Source organism: Streptomyces sp. NPDC029139 (assembly GCF_055564335.1).
This window is the reverse complement of record NZ_JBVHWN010000017.1, coordinates 110,836-130,588: the sequence shown is the minus strand read 5'-3', so window position 1 is coordinate 130,588 and position 19,753 is coordinate 110,836. Positions and strand designations below refer to the sequence as shown.

General features: G+C 72.5%; 19 protein-coding genes. 7 read left to right on the top strand and 12 right to left on the bottom strand.

Annotation, left to right across the window (positions count from 1 at the left end; all coding sequences use genetic code 11):
- Nucleotides 1-146 precede the first annotated feature (146 nt).
- Nucleotides 147-1,130: a GlxA family transcriptional regulator gene (locus ACZ4VW_RS29330; protein WP_467967568.1), complete on the bottom strand. Its 984-nt coding sequence runs from the start codon at nt 1,128-1,130 to the stop codon at nt 147-149.
- Between the two features lie 103 nt (nt 1,131-1,233).
- Between ACZ4VW_RS29330 and ACZ4VW_RS29325 the strand changes: the two genes are divergently transcribed.
- Nucleotides 1,234-2,442 carry an MFS transporter gene (locus ACZ4VW_RS29325; protein ID WP_467967587.1) on the top strand — a complete coding sequence of 403 codons (1,209 nt, stop codon included), beginning with the start codon at nt 1,234-1,236 and terminating at the stop codon, nt 2,440-2,442.
- Between the two features lie 183 nt (nt 2,443-2,625).
- A complete protein-coding gene (locus tag ACZ4VW_RS29320) occupies nt 2,626-3,951 on the top strand; it encodes an MFS transporter (RefSeq protein ID WP_467967586.1) in 1,326 nt (441 codons plus the stop codon).
- On the opposite strand, the gene ACZ4VW_RS29315 is transcribed toward ACZ4VW_RS29320, so the two are convergent.
- The 5 genes from ACZ4VW_RS29315 to ACZ4VW_RS29295 form a co-directional block, all read right to left on the bottom strand.
- Nucleotides 3,948-5,144: a barstar family protein gene (locus tag ACZ4VW_RS29315; protein WP_467967566.1), complete on the bottom strand. Its 1,197-nt coding sequence runs from the start codon at nt 5,142-5,144 to the stop codon at nt 3,948-3,950. The two genes, ACZ4VW_RS29320 and ACZ4VW_RS29315, sit on opposite strands and share 4 nt — an antisense overlap.
- Nucleotides 5,145-5,241: 97 nt before the next feature.
- Nucleotides 5,242-5,823: a flavin reductase family protein gene (locus ACZ4VW_RS29310; RefSeq protein WP_467967584.1), complete on the bottom strand. Its 582-nt coding sequence runs from the start codon at nt 5,821-5,823 to the stop codon at nt 5,242-5,244.
- 211 nt (nt 5,824-6,034) lie between these two features.
- Nucleotides 6,035-6,754, bottom strand: coding sequence for an enoyl-CoA hydratase/isomerase family protein (locus ACZ4VW_RS29305; RefSeq protein WP_467967582.1), 720 nt, complete (start codon nt 6,752-6,754; stop codon nt 6,035-6,037).
- A gap of 83 nt (nt 6,755-6,837) precedes the next feature.
- Nucleotides 6,838-9,066: an acetate--CoA ligase family protein gene (locus tag ACZ4VW_RS29300; RefSeq protein ID WP_467967564.1), complete on the bottom strand. Its 2,229-nt coding sequence runs from the start codon at nt 9,064-9,066 to the stop codon at nt 6,838-6,840.
- A 269-nt stretch (nt 9,067-9,335) separates the two neighbouring features.
- Nucleotides 9,336-10,508 carry a flavin-containing monooxygenase gene (locus tag ACZ4VW_RS29295; RefSeq protein WP_467967562.1) on the bottom strand — a complete coding sequence of 391 codons (1,173 nt, stop codon included), beginning with the start codon at nt 10,506-10,508 and terminating at the stop codon, nt 9,336-9,338.
- 169 nt (nt 10,509-10,677) lie between these two features.
- On the opposite strand from ACZ4VW_RS29295, the gene ACZ4VW_RS29290 reads away from it, so the two are divergent.
- Together ACZ4VW_RS29290 and ACZ4VW_RS29285 are read left to right on the top strand one after the other, a co-directional pair.
- A complete protein-coding gene (locus tag ACZ4VW_RS29290; RefSeq protein ID WP_467967560.1) occupies nt 10,678-11,142 on the top strand; it encodes a DoxX family membrane protein in 465 nt (154 codons plus the stop codon).
- Nucleotides 11,139-11,552 (top strand): Zn-ribbon domain-containing OB-fold protein, encoded by a 414-nt coding sequence (locus ACZ4VW_RS29285; RefSeq protein WP_467967558.1) that lies wholly within the window; start codon nt 11,139-11,141, stop codon nt 11,550-11,552. The genes ACZ4VW_RS29290 and ACZ4VW_RS29285 overlap by 4 nt, the downstream gene beginning before the upstream one ends.
- Nucleotides 11,553-11,589: 37 nt before the next feature.
- Here the strand turns inward: ACZ4VW_RS29285 and ACZ4VW_RS29280 are convergent, their stop codons facing one another.
- Nucleotides 11,590-12,219 carry an HAD family hydrolase gene (locus tag ACZ4VW_RS29280; RefSeq protein ID WP_467967556.1) on the bottom strand — a complete coding sequence of 210 codons (630 nt, stop codon included), beginning with the start codon at nt 12,217-12,219 and terminating at the stop codon, nt 11,590-11,592.
- Between the two features lie 48 nt (nt 12,220-12,267).
- Between ACZ4VW_RS29280 and ACZ4VW_RS29275 the strand changes: the two genes are divergently transcribed.
- On the top strand, nt 12,268-12,669 hold the full coding sequence (locus ACZ4VW_RS29275) for an SSI family serine proteinase inhibitor (RefSeq protein ID WP_467967554.1): 402 nt from the start codon (nt 12,268-12,270) through the stop codon (nt 12,667-12,669).
- Between the two features lie 56 nt (nt 12,670-12,725).
- On the opposite strand, the gene ACZ4VW_RS29270 is transcribed toward ACZ4VW_RS29275, so the two are convergent.
- On the bottom strand, nt 12,726-13,856 hold the full coding sequence (locus ACZ4VW_RS29270) for a hypothetical protein (RefSeq protein WP_467967552.1): 1,131 nt from the start codon (nt 13,854-13,856) through the stop codon (nt 12,726-12,728).
- Between the two features lie 257 nt (nt 13,857-14,113).
- Between ACZ4VW_RS29270 and ACZ4VW_RS29265 the strand changes: the two genes are divergently transcribed.
- Entirely contained in the window at nt 14,114-14,494 is a 381-nt protein-coding gene (locus ACZ4VW_RS29265; RefSeq protein WP_467967550.1) for a VOC family protein, read from the top strand.
- Between the two features lie 64 nt (nt 14,495-14,558).
- Here the strand turns inward: ACZ4VW_RS29265 and ACZ4VW_RS29260 are convergent, their stop codons facing one another.
- The 4 genes from ACZ4VW_RS29260 to ACZ4VW_RS29245 all read right to left on the bottom strand — a co-directional run bounded on the left by ACZ4VW_RS29260 (nt 14,559) and on the right by ACZ4VW_RS29245 (nt 18,519).
- Complete coding sequence (locus tag ACZ4VW_RS29260; RefSeq protein ID WP_467967548.1) at nt 14,559-16,793, bottom strand: FG-GAP-like repeat-containing protein; 2,235 nt, start codon at nt 16,791-16,793, stop codon at nt 14,559-14,561.
- 125 nt (nt 16,794-16,918) lie between these two features.
- Nucleotides 16,919-17,425, bottom strand: a complete 507-nt coding sequence (locus ACZ4VW_RS29255) for a mycothiol transferase (RefSeq protein WP_467967546.1) — start codon at nt 17,423-17,425, stop codon at nt 16,919-16,921.
- A gap of 345 nt (nt 17,426-17,770) precedes the next feature.
- Complete coding sequence (locus ACZ4VW_RS29250) at nt 17,771-18,187, bottom strand: DnaJ family domain-containing protein (protein WP_467967544.1); 417 nt, start codon at nt 18,185-18,187, stop codon at nt 17,771-17,773.
- Nucleotides 18,188-18,315: 128 nt separating this feature from the next.
- Complete coding sequence (locus ACZ4VW_RS29245) at nt 18,316-18,519, bottom strand: cold-shock protein (protein WP_003967102.1); 204 nt, start codon at nt 18,517-18,519, stop codon at nt 18,316-18,318.
- 271 nt (nt 18,520-18,790) lie between these two features.
- Between ACZ4VW_RS29245 and ACZ4VW_RS29240 the strand changes: the two genes are divergently transcribed.
- Entirely contained in the window at nt 18,791-19,651 is an 861-nt protein-coding gene (locus ACZ4VW_RS29240) for a menaquinone biosynthetic enzyme MqnA/MqnD family protein (protein WP_467967541.1), read from the top strand.
- The last annotated feature ends 102 nt before the right edge of the window (nt 19,652-19,753 follow it).

The following is a 19,753-nucleotide window of genomic DNA, read 5'->3' as shown; positions in this document are numbered from 1 at the left end:
CCTCCGTGCGGTGTAGTCCTAGACACCTCCACCACACCGGAGGTCTTCGCCATGATCAAGACCTGCGACTGTCAACAACGCTCGTGATCAATACATCTAGGCCGTGTACGAAGAAGCAGGGCCAGGCGGGACCTTCCGGACACGGTTCAGGCGTACGGGCTCTGGACGGCACCCGCCCGGAACGTGCGCCGGTAGGCCCTCGGGCTCACCCCGATCGCGGCCTGGAGGTGGGACCGCAGCGACTGCGGCGTGCCGAAACCGGCGTCCCGAGCCACCTGGTCGACCGGCAGGTCCGTGGACTCCAGGAGGTGGCGGGCCCGCTCCACCCGCTGCTGGGTGAGCCACTGGCCGGGGCTGATGCCGACCTCCTCCCGGAAGCGGCGCGTGAACGTCCGTACGCTCATCGACTCCCGTACCGCCAGGTCCCGCAGCTGGATCGGCTCGTGCAGATGGGCCAGCGCCCAGGCGCGGGCCGCCGTCGTCGTCGCCGCGCCGGACTCCGGCAGCGGGCGCTGGATGTACTGCGCCTGCCCGCCGTCCCGGTGCGGCGGTACGACGGTCCTGCGGGCCACCTCGTTGGCGACGGCGCTGCCGTGGTCGCGGCGCACGATGTGCAGGCACAGGTCGATCCCGGCGGCGACGCCCGCCGAGGTCAGCACGTCCCCGTCGTCGACGAACAGCACGTCCGCGTCGACCCGGACCTTCGGGAAGAGCCGCTGGAAGTGCTCGGCCGAGGCCCAGTGCGTGGTGGCCGGCCGCCCGTCGAGATAGCCGGCGGCCGCCAGCACGTACCCGCCGGTGCAGATGGACACGAGCCGGGTCCCGGGCCGGATGTGCGCGAGGGCGGCCGCCAGTTCGCCGGTCAGCCGGCCCTCGTCGTAGACGGGGCCCAGCTCGTACGAGGCGGGGACGACGACCGTGTCCGCCGCCGCGAGCGCCTCCGGGCCGTGCTCGACCTGAACGGCGAAGTCCGCGTCCGTCGGGACCGGGCCGGCGACCGGGGCGCAGGTCACGATCTCGTAGAGCGGGCGACCCTCGGTGTCCTTGGCGCGGCCGAAGATCCGGTGGGGAATGCCCAGTTCGAAGGGGAGGAGGCCGGGCAGGGCGAGGACGGCGACACGGTGCGGCACGAGTAATTTCCTTTGTGGTCCAGACCACTTGCTGCTAGAAGTCGGGTCTGTGACGGACAAGCCATCGGAGCACTACTCGTACAAGTCTGAGGTCCGGGAGCCCATTCCCGCACCGGTCGTGGGTCCCGCCCTGTGGAACCGTGACTTCCGGCTCTTCTTCGTGGCCCGGGCCGCCGCCGTGTTCGGCGAGGGCATGGTGCCCGTGGCCCTCGCCGCCGGTCTGCTCGGCGCGGGGCACCCCGGCTCCTCCGTCGGGTACGCGCTGGGCGCCTGGATCGGCCCCTTCGCGCTCTTCGTCGTCTTCGGCGGCGTCCTCGCCGACCGCTTCACCGCACGGCGGATGATGATCCTCGCGGATCTGCTGCGGCTGCCCGGCGCGGCCGTCCTCGCCGTCTCCTTCACCGCGGGCAGCCCGCCTCTGTGGGCCGTGTACGCGCTCAGCGCCGTGAGCGGGGTCGGCTCCGCCCTCTTCCAGCCCGGCGTCGCCTCCACCATCCCGCGCATCGCCCCGGACGTGCAGCGCGCCAACGCGGTCCTGCGGGTCGTCGAGTCCCTGATGACCATGGCGGGTCCGGCCGTGGCGGGCCTCCTGGTCGCCCTGACCGGGGCGGGCGCCGCCTTCGGCGCGAACGGCGCGACCTTCGCCGTCAGCGCGGTCTGTCTCGCGCTGATGCGGATACCCGCGGCCCGGGGCGACACGGCGGTACGCGGTTCGCTGGGCGCCGAGATGGTCGTCGGCTGGCGGGAGTTCCGGGCCCGCAGCTGGCTGTGGGGAGTCATCGCGATCTGGACGGTGTACGGCCTGACGGTGGCCGGGCCGATGGTGCCGCTGACCGCCACCCTGGTGACCGGTGACCACGGCTCGGCCGCGTACGGCACCCTGATGGCCGTCAACGGTGCCGGCAGCGCGGCCGGGGGCCTGCTCGCCCTGCGGCTGCGTCCGCGCCGCCCGCTGGCGGCGGGCGCGGTGGCGCTGCTCGGGCTGCCGGTGAACCTCCTCCTGCTCGGCTCGGGGGTGTCCGTGGCGTGGCTGGGCGTGGGGCAGTTCCTGGGCGGGGCCGCCTTCGCGTTCTGGCTGGTGATGTGGTCGACGTCGGTGCAGACGCATGTGCCGCAGGACGCGCTGAACCGGATGCACGCGTACGAGGTGGCCGGATCGCTGCTGATGATGGCGGCGGGCCGGGCGCTGGCAGGGCCGGTCGCGGAGGCGCTGGGCACGGAGGAGGTCCTGCTCGCGGGGGCGGGGATCGCGGTGCTGGTGGTGGTGGTCCTGCTGGTGGTGCGGCCGATCAGGACGCTGCCTCGGGTGTAGCGCCGCCGGCCGTGCTGCCGAGCGCCCGCGGACCGGGCTGACCGCGGCCCGCGGACCGGGCGCTCGGCTGACCGCCGCCCGCCCGCCGGGCCGACCGCCGCCCGCCCGCCATGCCGGTCCTGTGGCCCGATACTTGTGAAAGCTGTCATGCGGGCCAGTGGTCGCGCGGGGCCGGCGCTCGCGATGCTGTGTGACGTGACCCAGACGACCCAGACCCCCGCGACGCCTCCCGTCCTGCCCCGAACCCCCCGAGTGCACCGCGCCTGGTTCGTCGCGGCGGTCACCTTCGTCACGATCATCGGCGCCGCGGCCTTCGCCTCGCTGCCCGGGCTGCTGATCGAGCCCCTGCACCGCGACTTCCGCTGGTCGCGCGGCACGATCGGCTTCGCGGTCTCGGTGAACCTCGCGCTGTACGGCCTGACGGCGCCGTTCGCCGCGGCCCTGATGGACCGCTTCGGCATCCGCCGGGTCGTCGCCGTCGCGCTGAGCGTGATCGCGCTCGGGTCCGTGCTGACCGTGTGGATGACGGCGGCCTGGCAACTCGTCCTGTTCTGGGGGATCCTCGTCGGCCTCGGCAGCGGCTCGATGGCGCTGGCGTTCGCGGCGACCGTGACGAACCGGTGGTTCGTCGCCCGGCGCGGTCTGGTGACCGGCATCCTCACGGCGGCCGGCGCGTCGGGCCAGCTGGTCTTCCTGCCCCTGCTGGCCTGGCTGGTCGAGAACCACGGCTGGCGCCCGGCCTCGGTGACCGTGGCGCTCTCCGCGCTCGCCGTCGTGCCCTTCGTATGGCTGCTGCTGCGCGACCACCCGGCGGACGTCGGCCTCGCGCCGTACGGGGCGGCGGAGTTCGTCCCGAAGCCCGCGCCGGTCCAGGGCGCCGCCCGCCGGGCGGTCACCGTCCTGTTCAGGGCGGCCCGCACCGGACCGTTCTGGCTCCTCGCCGGCACCTTCGCGATCTGCGGCGCGTCGACCAACGGCCTGGTCAAGACACACTTCGTGCCGGCCGCGCACGACCACGGGATGCCCATCACCGCGGCGGCCTCGCTGCTCGCCGTCATCGGGGTCTTCGACGTCGTCGGCACGATCGCCTCCGGCTGGTTCACGGACCGCTTCGAGGCGCGGCGGCTCCTCGCCGTCTACTACGCGCTGCGGGGCGTCTCGCTGCTCTTCCTGCCCATGCTGCTCGCGCCGTCCGTCCACCCGCCGATGATCTTCTTCATCGTCTTCTACGGCCTGGACTGGGTGGCCACGGTCCCGCCGACGATCGCGCTCTGCCGCGAGCACTACGGCGAGGACAGCGCGATCGTCTTCGGCTGGGTCCTCGCCTCCCACCAGGTGGGCGCGGCGGTGGTCGCCTTCGCGGGCGGCGTGGCGCGGGACGCCTTCGGCTCGTACGACGTGGTCTGGTACGCCTCGGGCGCCCTGTGCGCGGCGGCGGCCCTGATGGCCCTGGTGATCCGCCGCCGCGAACCGGCCACGGTCCTGAAGGCGCCCGCGGGCCCGGCCTAGCGCAGCACGACGGTGATGCCCATCCGCTCCAGGAACGGCACCACCGCGTCGAAGTAGCCCAGCTCGCCCTCCACGTCCACGCTGACGCCCGCGAGGGCCCGCCGGGCCACGTCCGCGTCGTGCCAGACGAGCGTGAAGGGCTCGGGGGGCGGCTCGCCGCCGCACTGGCAGCCGCGCAGCGCGCTCCAGCACTGGTGCCACTGACGCCCCGGGCCGCCGACCGCCTCGCCGATCGCGCAGTGCAGGCCCGGGATGTCGGTGACGTACCGCCCGTCCATCTCGCACACCGCTCCGGGCTCTTCGGGCCCGAAGCACACCTCGGCCGACCGCAGCCATTCCTCACGCCCTTCGGTCGGGAACGGCGCCCACGCGCCGGGTTCCCGGGGCGGGCCCTCGTGCCAGAGCTCCCAGACGGGCCGGGCGGCGGGCGGGAAGGGTATGCGGCCGGGGAGCCCGGCCTTGAGCTTCACATCGATCAGCGCGCCGCCCAGCCGGGACGGGCGGCACTCGTCGACGTCCGCCGTGATGTGCTCCTGGACCCCGGTCGGGCGGCCCGCACGGTCGAGGAGCCACAGCTGCATGTGGTCACCCCCGCCCCCGGGGTCGACGAGCCGGCGCAGCAGGCGGGGCCCCGGCTCGCAGCCGATGAGCCGGACGGGAGGCCGGACGGGGGCAGGCCGGGGGCCGTACAGCCCCTGCACCCGCCGGCAGTCCCCGAGCGGGAGCCCGCTGGTGCCGTTCAGGAGGGTGACGGCCGCCCGCGCGGGCTCCGTGCTCCAGGAGGGCGGCGCCTCGGTGACGACGCACTCGACGACGAGGTCGAGCCGCGAGGGGTCCTCGGCGCTGGGCCCGCTGCCGAGGAGGACGACATCGTCGAGCGAACAGTGGTCGTAGGCGTACGAGTTCTCGGCGTCCAGGTCGCTCACGGTGAGGTTCAACCGGCCGAACGGGACGGGCGCCCGCTGTCCGGCGCACCGCTCGGCGGCCTTGCGGAGCCGGCCGGTGGGCGCGCAGCCGGCGAGGGTCAGTCGCTCGCGGAACGCGGCCCGGTCCGAGAACAGCCCCTCGGCGTCGACGCACCGCGCCCACACCGTCCGCTCCCCGTCCCACTCCTCACTGACGAGCGCGAAGCGCAGCGGCAGGTCCCGTGCCCAGACGATCTCACCGGGTGAACCGTCCTGATCCACGTCCACAGCGCCTCATCTCCTCGGTCCCGCCGGCCGAGGCGATCATAGGTCGGCGCGTCGCGGCACACCCTAGGTGTATTGATCACGAGCGTTGTTGACAGTCCTAGGGAGTGAACCGCCCGAAACGCCCCCGGTGGAACAGCAGCGGCTCGCCCTCCTCCGCTGCCCCCAGCGCCTCCACCCGGCCCACCACGATCAGGTGGTCCCCGCCCGTGTGGACCGCGGCGATCGTGCAGTCGATCCAGGCCGGGGCCCCCGCGAGGCGGGGGGAGCCCGTCACCGGGGCGCGGTCGTGGTCCACGCCCGCGAACTTGTCGCTCCCGCTCCTCGCGAAGCCCCGGCACAACGCGCCCTGCTCCGCGCCGAGGACGTTGACGCAGAAGCCGCCGGCGCGGGCGATGCGGGGCCAGGTGGTCGACGTACGGGCGACCATGAAGGCCACCAGCGGCGGGTCCAGGGAGAGTGAGGCGAAGGACTGGCAGGCGAAGCCGGCCGGGCCGTCGGGGGCGAGGGCCGTCACGACGGTGACGCCGCTCGCGAAGTGCCCGAGGACGCGCCGGAACTCGGCCGGGTCGACGGGCAGCCGCTCGTCCTCCCGTACCGCCCGGAGCCGCGGCCTGGGGTGTGGATCGACGGCCGTGGGTGATCCGGCCGACCTGAGGTATCGGACGGCGGTGGCCGCCATCCCTGCGTGTCCCATCACACCGCCCATTGAAGCTGACGGAGCGTCAGATGAATACCCGTCGGCCCTGTCCGGATGCGACAGGACCCCGGGACGGGCCACCGAAGCCCGTCCCGGGGTCCCCGGGTCCCACCGCGTCCGCCCGGTCGGCCCGCGACGGCCCCCGTCGGAGCGGCCCACGCGCCACCCGCTCGATTCCGGGAGGCCGGGGCGGCTACCGTCCCTCGTACCGCGGCGTCCGCCGCTCCACGAAGCTCGCCACGCCCTCGTTCGCGTCCCGCGTCGTCATATTGATCTCCTGCGCCGCCGCCTCCGCCGCGAACGCCGTGGCACGGTCGCTGTCCAGCGAGGCGTTCACCAGTTGCTTCGTCAGGGCCAGCGCCCGGGTCGGCCCCTGGGCCAGCCGCTCGGCCCACTCCCGCGCGGTCTTCTCCAACTCCTCCGCCGCGACGACCCGGTTCACCAGCCCCAGCTCCCGGGCGTCGTGGGCCGACACCGCGTCGCCGAAGAACATCAGCTCCTTGGCGCGACGCGGGCCGATCAGCCGGGGCAGCAGATACGCACCGCCCCCGTCCGGCACCAGGCCGCGCCGCACGAACACCTCGATGAACGTCGCCGGCTCCGCCGCGAGGACGAGATCGCAGGCGAACGCCAGGTGCGCCCCGATCCCGGCCGCCGTCCCGTTCACCGCCGCGATCACCGGCTTCTCGCAGTCCAGTACGGCCCCGATCAGGCGTTGCGCCCCCAGACGGATGGTCCGCGCCACGTCCCCGGGGACCCGCGGCCCGCCCGACGGCGCCCCGCGCAGATCCGCGCCCGCGCAGAAGCCCCGCCCGGTGGCGGTCAGGACCACCGCCCGTACGTCCGGATCGGCCGAGGCGTCCCCCAGCAGCGCGATGATCCGCTCGCGCTGGTCCCAGGTGACGGCGTTCATCGCCCCGGGCCGGTTGAGCGTGATCCACGAGACGCCGTTGCCGACGCTGTGCAGTACGTCTTCCACAGGGCTCCCCAGGGCTCCTATCGGCACACCGCGAGCGCGTCGAGCGCCACCGCGCCCTGCCCGCGCGGCAGCACCATCAGTGGGTTGATGTCCAGTTCGGCGAGGTCGGCGTCCAGCTCCAGCGCCATCCGCTGCACCCGCAGCACGACCTCCACGAGCGCGTCCACGTCCGCCGGCGGAGCCCCCCGTACGCCCTTCAGCAGCGCCTGCCCGCGCAGTTCGCCGAGCATCTGCCTGGCCTGGTCCTCGCCGAACGGCGGCACGCGCACGGCCGCGTCGTTCAGGACCTCGACCAGGACGCCCCCCAGCCCCACCGTCACCGTCGGCCCGAAGAGCGGGTCGCGGGTCACGCCCACCACCATCTCGACCCCGCGCCCCACCATCTGGCAGACCAGGATCCCGTCGAGGTCGACACCCTCGTACCGCGCGATGTCGGTGAGCTCGCGGTACGCGTCCCGCACCTGGCTCGCCGAGGTCAACCCGATTTTGACGAGGCCCAGTTCGGTCTTGTGCGCCAGCTGCGCCCCGGACGCCTTCATCACCACCGGATAACCGACCAGACCGGCCGCCCGGACGGCCGCGGCGGCGCTCGTCACCAGCTGCTCGCGCGGCACCCGGATCCCGTACGCCCGCAGCAGCTGCTTCGCCGCGTGCTCGCTCAGCTGCCGGCCGGGCCGGATCAGGGCCCGCGCCTTGCGGAAGGACGGGGAGGGCGTGCGCGGAGCCTCGTCGAAGGGGGAGCGGTAGGCGGTGGTGAAGCGGTGGTGGTCGAGGTAGGCGCGTACGGCCCCGATGCAGTTGGAGAACGTACGGAAGGTGGCCACGCGCGACGATCCGAGCAGGGTCTCGCGGTAGGCGGCCTCCGTCCCCACGGGCGAGCCCCACACCACGCACACCAGCTTGTCGGTGGCCTCGGCCGCGTCGACCAGGTCCTGCGCCAGCTTGTCGCTCATGGGCGGGAAGGGGCCCGTGATGGGGCAGATCAGCACCCCGACGGACGGGTCGGCGAGGATCGCGTCGATGATCTTCCGCCCGCGCCAGTCACCGACCGGATGCCCGCCGTTGTCGACGGGGTTGGCCACGCTCAGATACGGCGGTATCCACTGGTGCAGCTCGTCCTGGGTGGCCTGCGAGAGCGTCGGCAGCCGCAGCCCGGCGGCCGTGGCGAGGTCGGAGAAGTGGGCGCCGGTGCCGCCCGAGATCGAGTACACGACGACACCGTCGGCCACCGGCTTGCGGGCCCTGGCCAGCAGGGCGGCGGTGTCCTGGAGCTCGTCCAGCCCGTCGACCCGGATCACCCCGAACTGGCGCATCGCCGCGTCGACGACCTGGTCCGCGCCGGTGAGCTTGCCGGTGTGCGAGGCGGCCATCCGCGCGCCGGCCTCGGTCCGCCCGACCTTCACCGCGACGACGGGCACCCCCTGGCGGGCGGCGCGGTCGGCGGCCAGCAGGAAGGAGCGCCCGTCCTTGAGGCCCTCGACGTAACAGGCGATGGCCCCGACCTCGGGCCGGGTCGCGAAGTACGAGATGAAGTCGGCGGTCTCCAGGTCGGCCTCGTTGCCGGTGGGGGCCCAGTGGGAGAGCCGTATCCCCAGCTCCTGGAGGGTGTGCACGGGCCGGCCCTGGTGCCCCGACTGGGTGATGAGCGCGATCGCCGGCCCGTCCAGGTCGTCGCGGAAACGCTCGAAGGCGTTGAGGTTGGTGTTCGGGCCGAGCAGACGGATGCCGGACCGGCGGACGGCGTCGGCGAGACGATCCTGCGCGGCGGCGCCCTCGTCGCCGGTCTCGGCGAAGCCGGAGGCGAAGGCGACGGCGAACCTCACCTTGGCCTCGGCCAGTTCCCCGATGACGGGGAGCGGATCGGCGACGAGCAGGACGGCGAGGTCGACGGGCTCGCCCAGCGCGCCGACCGAGGGCACGCAGTCGATCCCGAAGACGCTCGTACGGGTGGGGTGCACGGGCACGAGACGGGCGCCGACGCGCTCGGCCCAGGCGATGAGCTGCCGGGTGATGCCGGTGTTGGGCCGCCCCTCGGCGTCCGAGGCGCCGACGACGGCGACGGACGTGGGCCGGAAGAACCGGTCGAGGTCGGGCACGGGCGCGTGCAACGGCCGTCCGCTGACGTCGACGTCTCCCGCGATGGCGGTCGTGCCGCGCACGACGTTCCGGTCGGAGTGCGGCTCTCCGCAGGCGTCCACCCGGGCGCGGAGATCGGTGGTGAAGGTGCCGTGAGTCGATCCAAGCATCGTTCCGCCCGCTCTCCCGCTCGTCGCCGGACAGCACCGTCCGGCAGCTCTGTATGAACTGACGCTTAGTCAGATTACAGAACTGACGCCCAGTCAGGAATGACCGCGGCAGACCCGGCTGCGGCGCCGACCTGGTTGAAGCACCGGGCCGGGGTGCCGAGGCCGAACAGGGGCGTCCGGGCCGGAGGCTTCCCGCTTCGGTCAGGGCGGCCGGGCCGGGGGCTTCCCGTTTGGGCCACGACGTCCGGGCCGGGGGCTTCCCGCTTCGGTCAGGGTGTCCGGCCGGGCCGGCGCGCGGCCGCCTTCCCGATCGCGCGGGCGATCTTCTCCGCGTCGAGGGCCATCTCGCGGAACATGCCGCTGATCGGGTTCGTGAACCCCGTGAAGTACAGCCCCGGCGCCTCGCGCGCCGTCCGCGCGCCGCGCACCACCGGCCGTCCGCGCTCGTCGAGGACGCCCAGGTGGCCCACCAGCGGCTCCAGGGCCCGCCGGTAGCCGGTCGCCGCGATCACGGCGTCCGGTGTGATCGCTGAGCCGTCCACGAGCATTACCTTGTCGCCGCCGAAGGACTCGACCGCGCCGACGATCTCCACCTTCCCCTTCCGTACGGCGTCGATCAGGCCCACGTCCTGCACCGGGACGGCCCCGTCGAGCTGCCGCGAGTACAGGCCCGTGTCCGGCCGGGGCAGCCCGTGCTCCGACAGGTCCGGCACGGCGACGCGGCTCAGCAGCCGGCCCACCGCGTCCACCAGGCGCACCGGCAGGCGCCGCACCATGATGCCGCTGCGCTGCGCCGGCCATCCGGCCGTGGAGCGCCGCACGATGTGCGGCACGGTGCGCACCGCGAGCCGCACCCGCGCCGCCCCGCCCTCGGCGAGGTCGGCGGCTATCTCGGCCCCCGTGTTCCCTGCGCCGACGACGAGGACGTCCTTCCCCTCGTACGGCGCCGGATTGCGGTAGGCGCTCGCGTGGACCAGCTCGCCGCCGTACGTGTCCGCGCCCGGCCACGCGGGCAGGCGGGGCGTGTGGTTGTACCCGGTCGCGACGACGACCGCCCGCCCCGTCAGCCGCCGGCCGCCGGTCGCGTGCAGGAGCCAGTCGTCACCGGCGCGCTCGACGCGGGAGACCTCGACACCCGTCACGATCTCCAGCTCGTGCACCTCGGCGTACTTCTCCAGGTACCGCACGACGTCCGCGCGGGCGACCCAGCGCCCGAAGGAGCGGGGCATCGGCAGCCCGGGCAGCGCGGAGAGGCGACGGGTGGTGTGCAGCCGCAGCCGGTCGTAGTGCGCCCGCCACGAGGCGCCGACGGCGTCGGACTTCTCCAGGACGACGGCCCGTACGCCCTGGGCGCGGAGGGAGGCGGCGGCGGCGAGCCCGCCGGGTCCGCCCCCGATGACGTAGACGGGGTGATCCGGTCTGGATTGGGGGGTGTTGGTCACGAATGCTCAGCGTAACGACAAGCTCACTTGTTGGGTCTCGGTCAAGAGGGGAATCGGTTGCGAAACGGTCACGTATGGGTGGAGGGTGCGGGGGTCTTGCGCGGAGGGGTCCCGATCGGCTGAACTGACGTACCGTCAGATCAGTTTCGGGAGGGGCGGGTATCGACCGATGCAGACGCAGACGCAGACCATCTGGCTCACCGGCGCCGAGTGGCTCGCCGTCCTCCGCATCGGCCTCGGCCTGTGGTGGCTGGAGAGCTGGCGCCACAAGGACAGGAAGGGCTGGTTCGAGCGCGGCACGGGCATCGCGTGGGCGGCGGACGTCGCCGGGAAGCACCGGTGGCCGTTCGTGAAGCGCGGCTTCGACTCCGTCGTCGCCCCCCGACCCAAGCTCATGGCATACGTCGTCGTCTACGCCGAACTGGCGCTCGGCCTGGGCCTGGTCCTCGGCGTCCTCACCCCGGTCGCCCTGATCGCCGGCCTGCTCCTCAACCTCCTCTACCTCGTCCTGATGATCCACGACTGGGCCGAGCAGGGGCAGAACGCGATGATGGCGCTGATCTCCCTGGTCGCGCTCTTCGCGATGTCCTGGCAGACCTGGTCCCTCGACCACGCCATCGGACTCTTCGGATGACCGCCGCCGACCCCGACATCGACGCCTTCACCCGCCCGTACTGGGACGCGGCGGGGGAGGGCCGGCTGCTTCTGAGGCGGTGCGACGGCTGCGGCAGACCCCACCACTACCCGCGCGAGTTCTGCCCGCACTGCTGGAGCGAGGACGTGCGGTGGGAGCCGGCGAGCGGCCGGGCCACGCTCTACACCTGGTCCGTCGTCCACCGCAACGACCTCCCGCCCTTCGGCGACCGGGTGCCGTACGTGGCGGCGGTGGTCGACCTCGTGGAGGGACCGCGGCTGATGACCGAGGTGGTGGACGTCGCGGAGGGCGACCTCCGGATCGGGATGGACCTGGAGGTCACCTTCCGGCCGGAGGGGGACGTGACGGTCCCGGTGTTCCGCCCGCGCGGGGGCGGCGGGGGCGCCTGACCGCCTCGCCGACAGGACATCGCGCCCACTCCTCACCTCACACGAGCGGCCCGAGGGTGGCACGGATCTCCGGAGCCGCCTCGGCCAGTGACCCGAAGTGGCGGTGCGAACCCTCGGGAGCCGTCGGAGCGTTCACCGTCCAGACCGTCATGCCGGCGGCCACGGCCGCCCGCACACCGGACGGCGCGTCCTCGACCACCAGACACGCGGCCGGATCGGCGCCCAGCCTTTCGGCCGCCAGGAGGTACGGAGCCGGGGACGGCTTGCCCTCCCGTACGGACGCGGCGTCGACGATCAGGTCGGGCAGGGGGAGACCGGTGCGCGCGAAGCGGCCCCGGACCCGGTGCTCGTAGTTGGACGTGACGAGCGCCCAGGAGCCGGGAGGCAGGGCGGTGAGCAGCTCGGCCGCGCCGTCGAAAGCGGCGTACGTGCCCGTACGGACGTCCTCGTCCTCCAGCTCGTGGAGGAGCGCGAGACACGCGTCCGGGTCGAGACCGGGCGCGACGGCGGCGAAGGTCTCGACGGGCCGGGTGCGGAGCGCCACCGCGTACACCTCGTCCCCGTCGAGGCCGTGGCGCGCCGCCCAGGCGTGCCAGACCCGGCGCTGGTTGGCGACGGCGTCCATCAGGGTGCCGTCCACGTCGAAGAGGATGAATTCGCTGGTCACATGGGTGGAGCCTAGTGACCCGGTAGGAGCGCTGTCGTTGGCCGGGGCATGAACAGCACCCTTGCGTACAGCCTGGCCGCCGCCACCGCCTTCGCCGGCCTCGGCCTCGGTCCCGGCGCCGTGAGCGCGGTGGACGCCGCGCCGAAGCCGCCCACCCGTCTCCACCTGACGGTCACCGACGCGGAGGGCACGGCGAAGGACGTCTTCCTGGGCTGCCGCCCGAACGGCGGCAACCACCCCAAGGCGGACGCCGCGTGCGACGCGCTGCACGACGCGGGCGGCGAGATCGACAAGCTCAAGCGCGGTACGGACATCGTCTGCACCATGGAGTACGACCCCGTCACGGCGACCGCCGAGGGCACCTTCAACGACGCGCCGCTCAGCTGGAAGAAGGAGTTCGGCAACGCGTGCGAGCTGAACGCGAGCACGGGCGCGGTCTTCGCGTTCTGAGACGACCAGGGAACGTGCCAGGCGTCGCGGGCCAGGCGGGACTTTCGCATCACGTCCTAGAAGTCCGGGACGCCGCCGCGCCGCGTGAGCCTGTCGTACAACGCGCGCAGCCACGGGTTCCGGACGGCCGGCAGCCGGACCAGCGTGCGCTCGAACGTCGCGTCGAACCGGAAGGGGCGGGAGGAGTGCGGCGAGGACAGGTCGTCGAGCATGTCGAGCATTTCCTTGTCCACACGGCCCGACGTCGGAACCGGTAGCGGGGGCTGGGGGAAGGCCATCCATCGCCATACCCCGAACGGCAGCGGCACCGGGTACGCCGACCTGGCCGGTCCGTCGGGGGTCCAGGTGCGTCCCGTGCGCGGATGGACCGGTACGAGGAGGATGTCGGCGTCCGGATCGGGGGCCGGCAGTCCCGGTCCCGCCAGGACGGCGCGCCGCGTCACCGGACCGGCGGGGAGGAGGACGTCGAGGGCGTGCTGGAAGACGTCCTGGGCCAGACCACCCGGAACAGTGACCGGCTGTCCCTCGGAGGCCGCCAGCAGATGGGCGAGTGCCTGCCCGGCCGCCGCCTCCCACTGGGGGCTCCATGACCAGGGATCGCTCGACGCGTGCGGTGAGCCCCAGCTGGTGATCGGCTCGAACGGGGGAGTGCTGTGCCCCTCCTCGCTCAGTTTCTCCCAGGAGAGCGGTCCGGCGTCGGCGGCTTCGCCGTCGGCCGGACCGTCGTCGACGGGCAGGCGGTGCACGGCGTCCGGGGCGAGCCACACCGCCTGCCAGAGCGAGCAGTCGTCGATCCTGGTCGCCACGAGCAGACCGCACGCCTCACAGGCCATGTTGGGGCCGTCACGGTGGGCGAGACCGCAGCAGGCGCCGCCGCGCTTCTCGGGGACCAGCACGGCGCCGCGAAGCTCTCCGGGGGCGATGACGATCGCGCCGGGCGCGCCGTCGGAGAGGCCGCGGACGGGCGCGTGGACACCGCGGGCCGCCGCCTCCTCCGGACCGATCTCCTCCCACGTCCGCCACGGCGGCCCCCAGGGCTCCGGCTCCACGGCGAAGGTCCCCGACTCCATGAGCACGGGGAGCTGGAGCCCGTTCCCGTACGACTGATGGGCATGGGCAGGCAGGGGAACCTGGGACAAGGGGTCGGTCAGCTCGGCGCCGCACCCCGCACACACGAAAACGAACAAGGACCCTCCGTCGGAAAAAAACACCCGTCGGGTGACGCGAAATGCACCTGCGCCGCCGACCGTCGATCGGTAGCATCCCCGACGTGAACACCGGACCGGCGTCGCTGCGCCACTCACGGATTGGCCACCCGGTGGTGGACTGATCGCGCGGTGGGTGCGGCCGACGCACCCCCAGCCCCTTGTTTCGACCCGCGGACCTCCTCGTGCTCCCGCACCGAGCGTCCCTCTTCCCTGTCGAAACAAGCGAGGTCAACCGTATGACAGTCACGTTCAACCACACCATCATCGCCGCCAAGGACAGCAAGGAATCGGCTCTGTTCTTCCGGGAGCTGCTGGAGCTGCCCGAAGCGCCGTCCTGGGGGCCCTTCACCAACATCCAGCTCACCGACGGCGTGCTCCTCCAGTTCGCGACGCCGCCGGCACACATCGAGATCCAGATGCAGCACTACGCCCTCCTGATCGACGACGAGCTGTTCGACCGGGCGTACCAGCGGCTGTGCGAGGGCGGTGTCGAGCACTGGGCCGATCCGCAGATGCGGCGCCCCGGTGAGATCAACAACGAGCACGGCGGGCGGGGCGTGTACTTCATGGACCCGTCCGGGCACGCGATCGAGCTGATCACCCGACCGTACCTGTAGAGCGAAAGCCCCGGGGCGGGACGTGGTGACCACGTTCCGCCCCGGGGGCCGCCGCGCCGTCGGATCAGACGACGGACGTCGGCCTGTTGTTGGGCAGGGTGGATTCCTCTCGCGGCCCGAAGGGCGCGCTCCAGCTGCCGGTTCCCTTGTGGAGGTACGTCCTGCTGTCGGCGGAGTTGGTCGCGAAGAGGTCGGGGCGGCCGTCCCGGTTCGCGTCGCCGATGCCGACGATGTGGCTGTAACCGCCCCAGCCGGCGCCGACCTTGACGCGGGAGGCGAAGGTGCCGTCGCCCTTGCCGAGGTAGAGCCAGAGGACACCGGCGTTGTCGCGGGCGACGAGGTCGCCGGCGGCGCCTCCGGCGATGTTGCCAGTGGCGGTGATCTGGTTGTAGCCCTGCCAGCCGGTGCCGATCTTCACGCGGGACGTGAACGGAGCGCTCCAGCTGCCGGTGCCCTTGTAGAGCCACATGGCCCCGGCGGTGTCGGTGGCGACGAGGTCGGGCCTGCCGTCGCCGGTGAGGTCGCTGCCGGCGGCGAACTTGTTGTAGCCGCCCAGGCCGGAGGCGATCTTGTACCGGGTGGCGAAGGTGCCGTCGCCCTTGCCGAGGTAGTGCCACAGCACGCCGGCGGTGTCGCGGGCGATGATGTCGCCGTGGGCGGCCCCGCCGATGTTGCCGGCGGCCTCGATCTGGTTGTAGCCGCCCCAGCCGGAGCCGATGAGCTTCTGCTCACCGGGCTGCAGCTGGTGGTTGTAGCGGTCGTAGTACGAATCGGCACGGTAGAGCCGGCCCGAGCCGTCGCGCAGGAGGACGTCCGGGGAGCCGTTGTCGTTGTAGTCGTGCGGCGCGGCCTTGCGGACGACCTTGAACGTACCGAGGGGGGACGTCAGGGTCGGGCCGATGCCGTTCATGGGCTCGGCACTGATCTGCCACGTGTAGTCGCCGTTGTGGGCGCTCTCGAACATGCCGTCGTTGAGGTGGCCCTCCCAGTCGAGGCGCACGACCCCGTCCACCGGCTGGGTGAAGGTCATGGTGAAGACCTTGCCGGTGCGCACGTGCCGCAGGGTGACCTTGGCGTGCACGTTGTACCGGGACAGGGTCCACTCCAGCCGCGCCCGACCCAGGTTCTGGTCGAGGTCGATGACGGCGGGGACCTTGGAGCCCAGCAGGGCGACCTTGGTGGACTCGCCGCTGCTCGCGACGAGCGTCGCGGTCGGGGCCCCGTCGGCGCCCGGAGCGATCCGGTAGAGCCCCTCGCCCTCCGCGACCGTGCCACCGCGCACGATCTGGGCACCGTCGGGCGCGACGGCGGCCGAGAGGGTGTGGTCGAGGAGCTTACGGGTGGTGGTCCCGTCCTTCAGGCTGCGCGCGGTCAGGGCGTACAGCGGGTCCTTCTCCAGGTCGGTGAGGCCGCTGCGGGTGCCGTACGTGACCCAGTCGCCGACCAGGCCGACCTCGACGTCGTTGCGCCAGGCGCTGCCGACGTCGAAGTTCCGCACGGCCTTGGTCGTGCGGTCGACGGCCACCACCCTGACGTTGTCCATCGCGTCGTACTGGACCCAGGCGAGGTGCGTCGCCGAGAGGGCGATGTTGCCCTTCGCGGCGGCGGGGAGCTCGTACGTCTCGGTCACCGCGTTGGCGGCGAGGTCGAGCGTGGCCACGTACTTCTTGGCCGTCGTACCGGTGCCTCTGGAGTAGGTCAGCAGCGCGTGGCCGGCCGTGCCGGGCTTGACGCCGATGTTCGTGGCGTCTCCCGGCAGACCGGTGGTCATCTTGCCCGTCGCACCGACGGCGGTCAGGTGGATGATCCGCTCGCCGTACCCGTTGAGCATCGTGGTGAACAGGGCCTTGCCTGCCGCCCCCACGTAGGTGACGTCGCTGCCGAGCTGCACCGCGCGCAGCTTCTGCCCGGTCGCCATGTCGAGGAGGTGGGCCTCCTCGCCCCAGCTGACAGCCACGATGTCGCCGGAGCCGGTGCTCTCGACCTTGGCGCCCCAGTTCAGCTCCTGCGGGGCGGAGCCGTCCGCCGGAACCCAGTACCGCATCTGCGAGTAGGGCTCCTCGGCCACGGGAGGCATCTGGGAGAGGACCAGGTAGCCCGTGGCGCCCGCGCCGAAGACCGTGCTCTTCTTCGGGAACGGGGCGACCGTCGTCGTGGTCGTCGCCGCCCCCGTGGTGCCTTCGGCGGCCGGGGCAGCTGTCGCCGGAGCGGTGAGCGCGGCCGCGCCGACGGTGACGGCGAGCACGGTGACGACGGCTGCGGCGAGCCGGCGACGGGCGGCGGGACGAGCGTGGGACAAGGCGGGTTCTCCTCAGGAAGACCAGACGCACCATGCGTTGCGCCAGGTCAGACTCGCGATCACGGAGGATGGTTGTACGCCACCTCCGAGAACGCGCCACGCCGCCCCCTTGGCCGCTCCGGTCGTCAGCGCCGCTCCACCACGCCTCGTACGTACGCCGCCTGGCCCGCGTGCTGGTTGTCCTCCGCGATCACGCTCACCAGGCGGACGCCGAGGGTGACCGGCGGGTCCCAGGCATCGTCCACGACGCGGTCGAGGTCGGCGTCGGTCAACGACCCGAGGTGTTCCAGGGTCCGGGCGTGGACGGCGTCGTAGTAGCCGAGCAGCAGCTCCGCCGGGGCGCGGACCTTGGCGACCTGGGTGCCGGAGTGGCCGTAACCCGTGGCGCCCGCCGGGAACGGGAGGCCGAAGCGGGACTTCCAGCCGTCGGACGTCCACAGCTGATCGGTGCCGAACGCCCCCGCGACATGGTCGTCCTGGATCCGCGTCAGGTGCCAGACCAGCCACGCGATCGAGTTCGCCTCATCGTCGATCCTGGCGGTCAGCTCGTCCTCCGTCAGGCCCTCGACGGCCCCGTGCACGGCTTCCTGGACGCGGCCGAACGCGTCCAGCAGCAGGTCGGCGCTCCTCATGTCACTCACTCCTCGCTCGACGGTTGGGATGTGCTCCGTCCAGTGGGCCACCGAGGAGCGGCGAGGGGCGCACCGCACGGCCGGTGACGCGGCCGTGCGGCGGCCGAGTTCACCTGGTCGGTGGCCAGGATCCGCAGCGCCCGGACGAACACCTCCCGGTCCGCCGCCAGAAGCCGGGCCGGCAGACGCTCCTCGCCCTTCCGGATCTCGGACCGCGGAGGAGTTCGACCCGGTGCCGACCTGGGCGAGCGCCCGCGGAATCCTGCTCTCCGGCTGAGGGGGGAGGGGGGACGACCGGCCGGCGGCCCGGGGGAACGACCGGCCGGCGACCCGGCTGAGGGGGAACTACCGGCCCGACCCGCCCCCTTCGCGCTCCGTCCGCCAGCGCGCCACCGTCGCCTCCACGTCGAACGGCTTCAGGTGCAGCGGCGGCCCGGCCGGCGGGCGGGTCAGGGCGGCGGCGATCTTGGTGTTGATCTCGCCGAGGATCCGGCGCACCTGCGCCTCCGACACGGCCTGCCCGACCGCCTCCACCGCGTCCTCGGCCTCCTTGCGCAGCGCCAGCGAGGGCGGGAGGACGGACGCGCCTTCGCGGTGCATCTTGCCCTTGATCCACCACAGCGCGTCGTAGGGGGCGTTGTCGTCGTCGAGCGGTTTCCCGAAGCCGGGCAGGTTCCTGAACTCGCCGCGCTCCGCAGCCTCGCGGATCTGTTTGTCCACGAATGACTCGAAGCTGACGCCGGGCGGTTTGCGTTCGGTCATATGTCCAGCGTGGCACAGCGGTGCGGGACGCGGCGGGCACAAGGCAGGAGCCCCGCTCGTGCCCGAAGGCACGGAGCGGGGCTCCTTGGGTACTTCTCTAGCCGTGCGCGATCGCCGACCCGGGCAACTTAGGCCGGGGTGACGTTCTCCGCCTGCGGGCCCTTCGGACCCTGCGTGACGTCGAAGTTCACGACCTGGTTCTCCTCGAGGGAGCGGAACCCGGACGCGTTGATCGCGGAGTAGTGGACGAAGACATCCGGGCCGCCGCCGTCCTGGGCGATGAAGCCGAAGCCCTTTTCAGCGTTGAACCACTTGACGGTTCCGGTAGCCATAAGCCCTCCTTGGGCCAAAGGGTTGCCCTGCTCCAGAACCTGCAAACAAGTCTGAAAACTACAAAAGCCTGCGGGTCACATGCTCCGCAGGCTCTGTACTGCAAGGGAAACCAAACTGCAACTTGCGATGAGCGTAGCACGCAGGGTGTGCGCCGCACTAGAGGGAAAGATCACGTCACCCACACGTTTGACGCGCTTCTCGGCGGCTGACCTGAACGCCACGCGAGCCCCCGGCGATGTCCACCGTACGAGACGGGGCTAGCCTCGCGATGTGGACAATGCAAGCGACGACCACCAGCGCAGCCGGCCCCGCGTCGGACACATCCAGTTCCTGAACTGCCTCCCCCTCTACTGGGGCCTGGCCCGCACCGGAACGCTCCTCGATCTGGAGCTGACGAAGGACACGCCGGAGAAGCTCAGTGAGCGGCTGGTGCGCGGCGACCTCGATATCGGCCCCATCACCCTCGTCGAATATCTCCGCAACGCGGACGATCTCGTCGCCCTGCCGGACATCGCCGTGGGCTGCGACGGGCCCGTCATGTCCTGCGTGATCGTCTCCCAGCGGCCCCTGAAGCAGTTGGACCGGGCGCGGGTGGCGCTCGGGTCCACCTCCCGCACCTCCGTACGCCTCGCGCAGCTGCTGCTCGCCGAGCGGTACGACGTACGGCCCGACTACTACACGTGCCCGCCCGACCTCGGCCTGATGATGCAGGAGGCGGAGGCGGCCGTCCTGATCGGTGACGCCGCCCTGCGCGCCTCGCTGCACGACGCGCCGCGGCTCGGTCTCGAGGTCCACGACCTGGGGCTGATGTGGAAGGAGTGGACGGGCCTGCCCTTCGTCTTCGCCGTGTGGGCGGCCCGCAAGGACTTCCTGGCCCGCGAGCCGGAGACCGTGCGCGAGGTCCACGAGGCGTTCCTGGCCTCGCGCGATCTGTCGCTGGTGGAGGTCGCCAAGGTCGCCGAGCAGGCCGCGCGCTGGGAGTCCTTCGACGCGGAACTCCTGGAGCGGTACTTCCGGACGCTGGACTTCCGCTTCGGGCCCGAGCAGCAGGCGGGCGTACGCGAGTTCGCCCGCCGGACCGGCCCGACGACCGGATTCCCGGCGGACGTGAAGGTCGAACTGCTGGGCTGACGCCGGACGGACCCGGTCGGCGGGTGGTCCGGGCGGCGGGTCGTCCGGTCGGCCGGAAGGCCCCGGCGGCCCGTCGGTCCATGCGGCCGGTCAGGCCCGGTG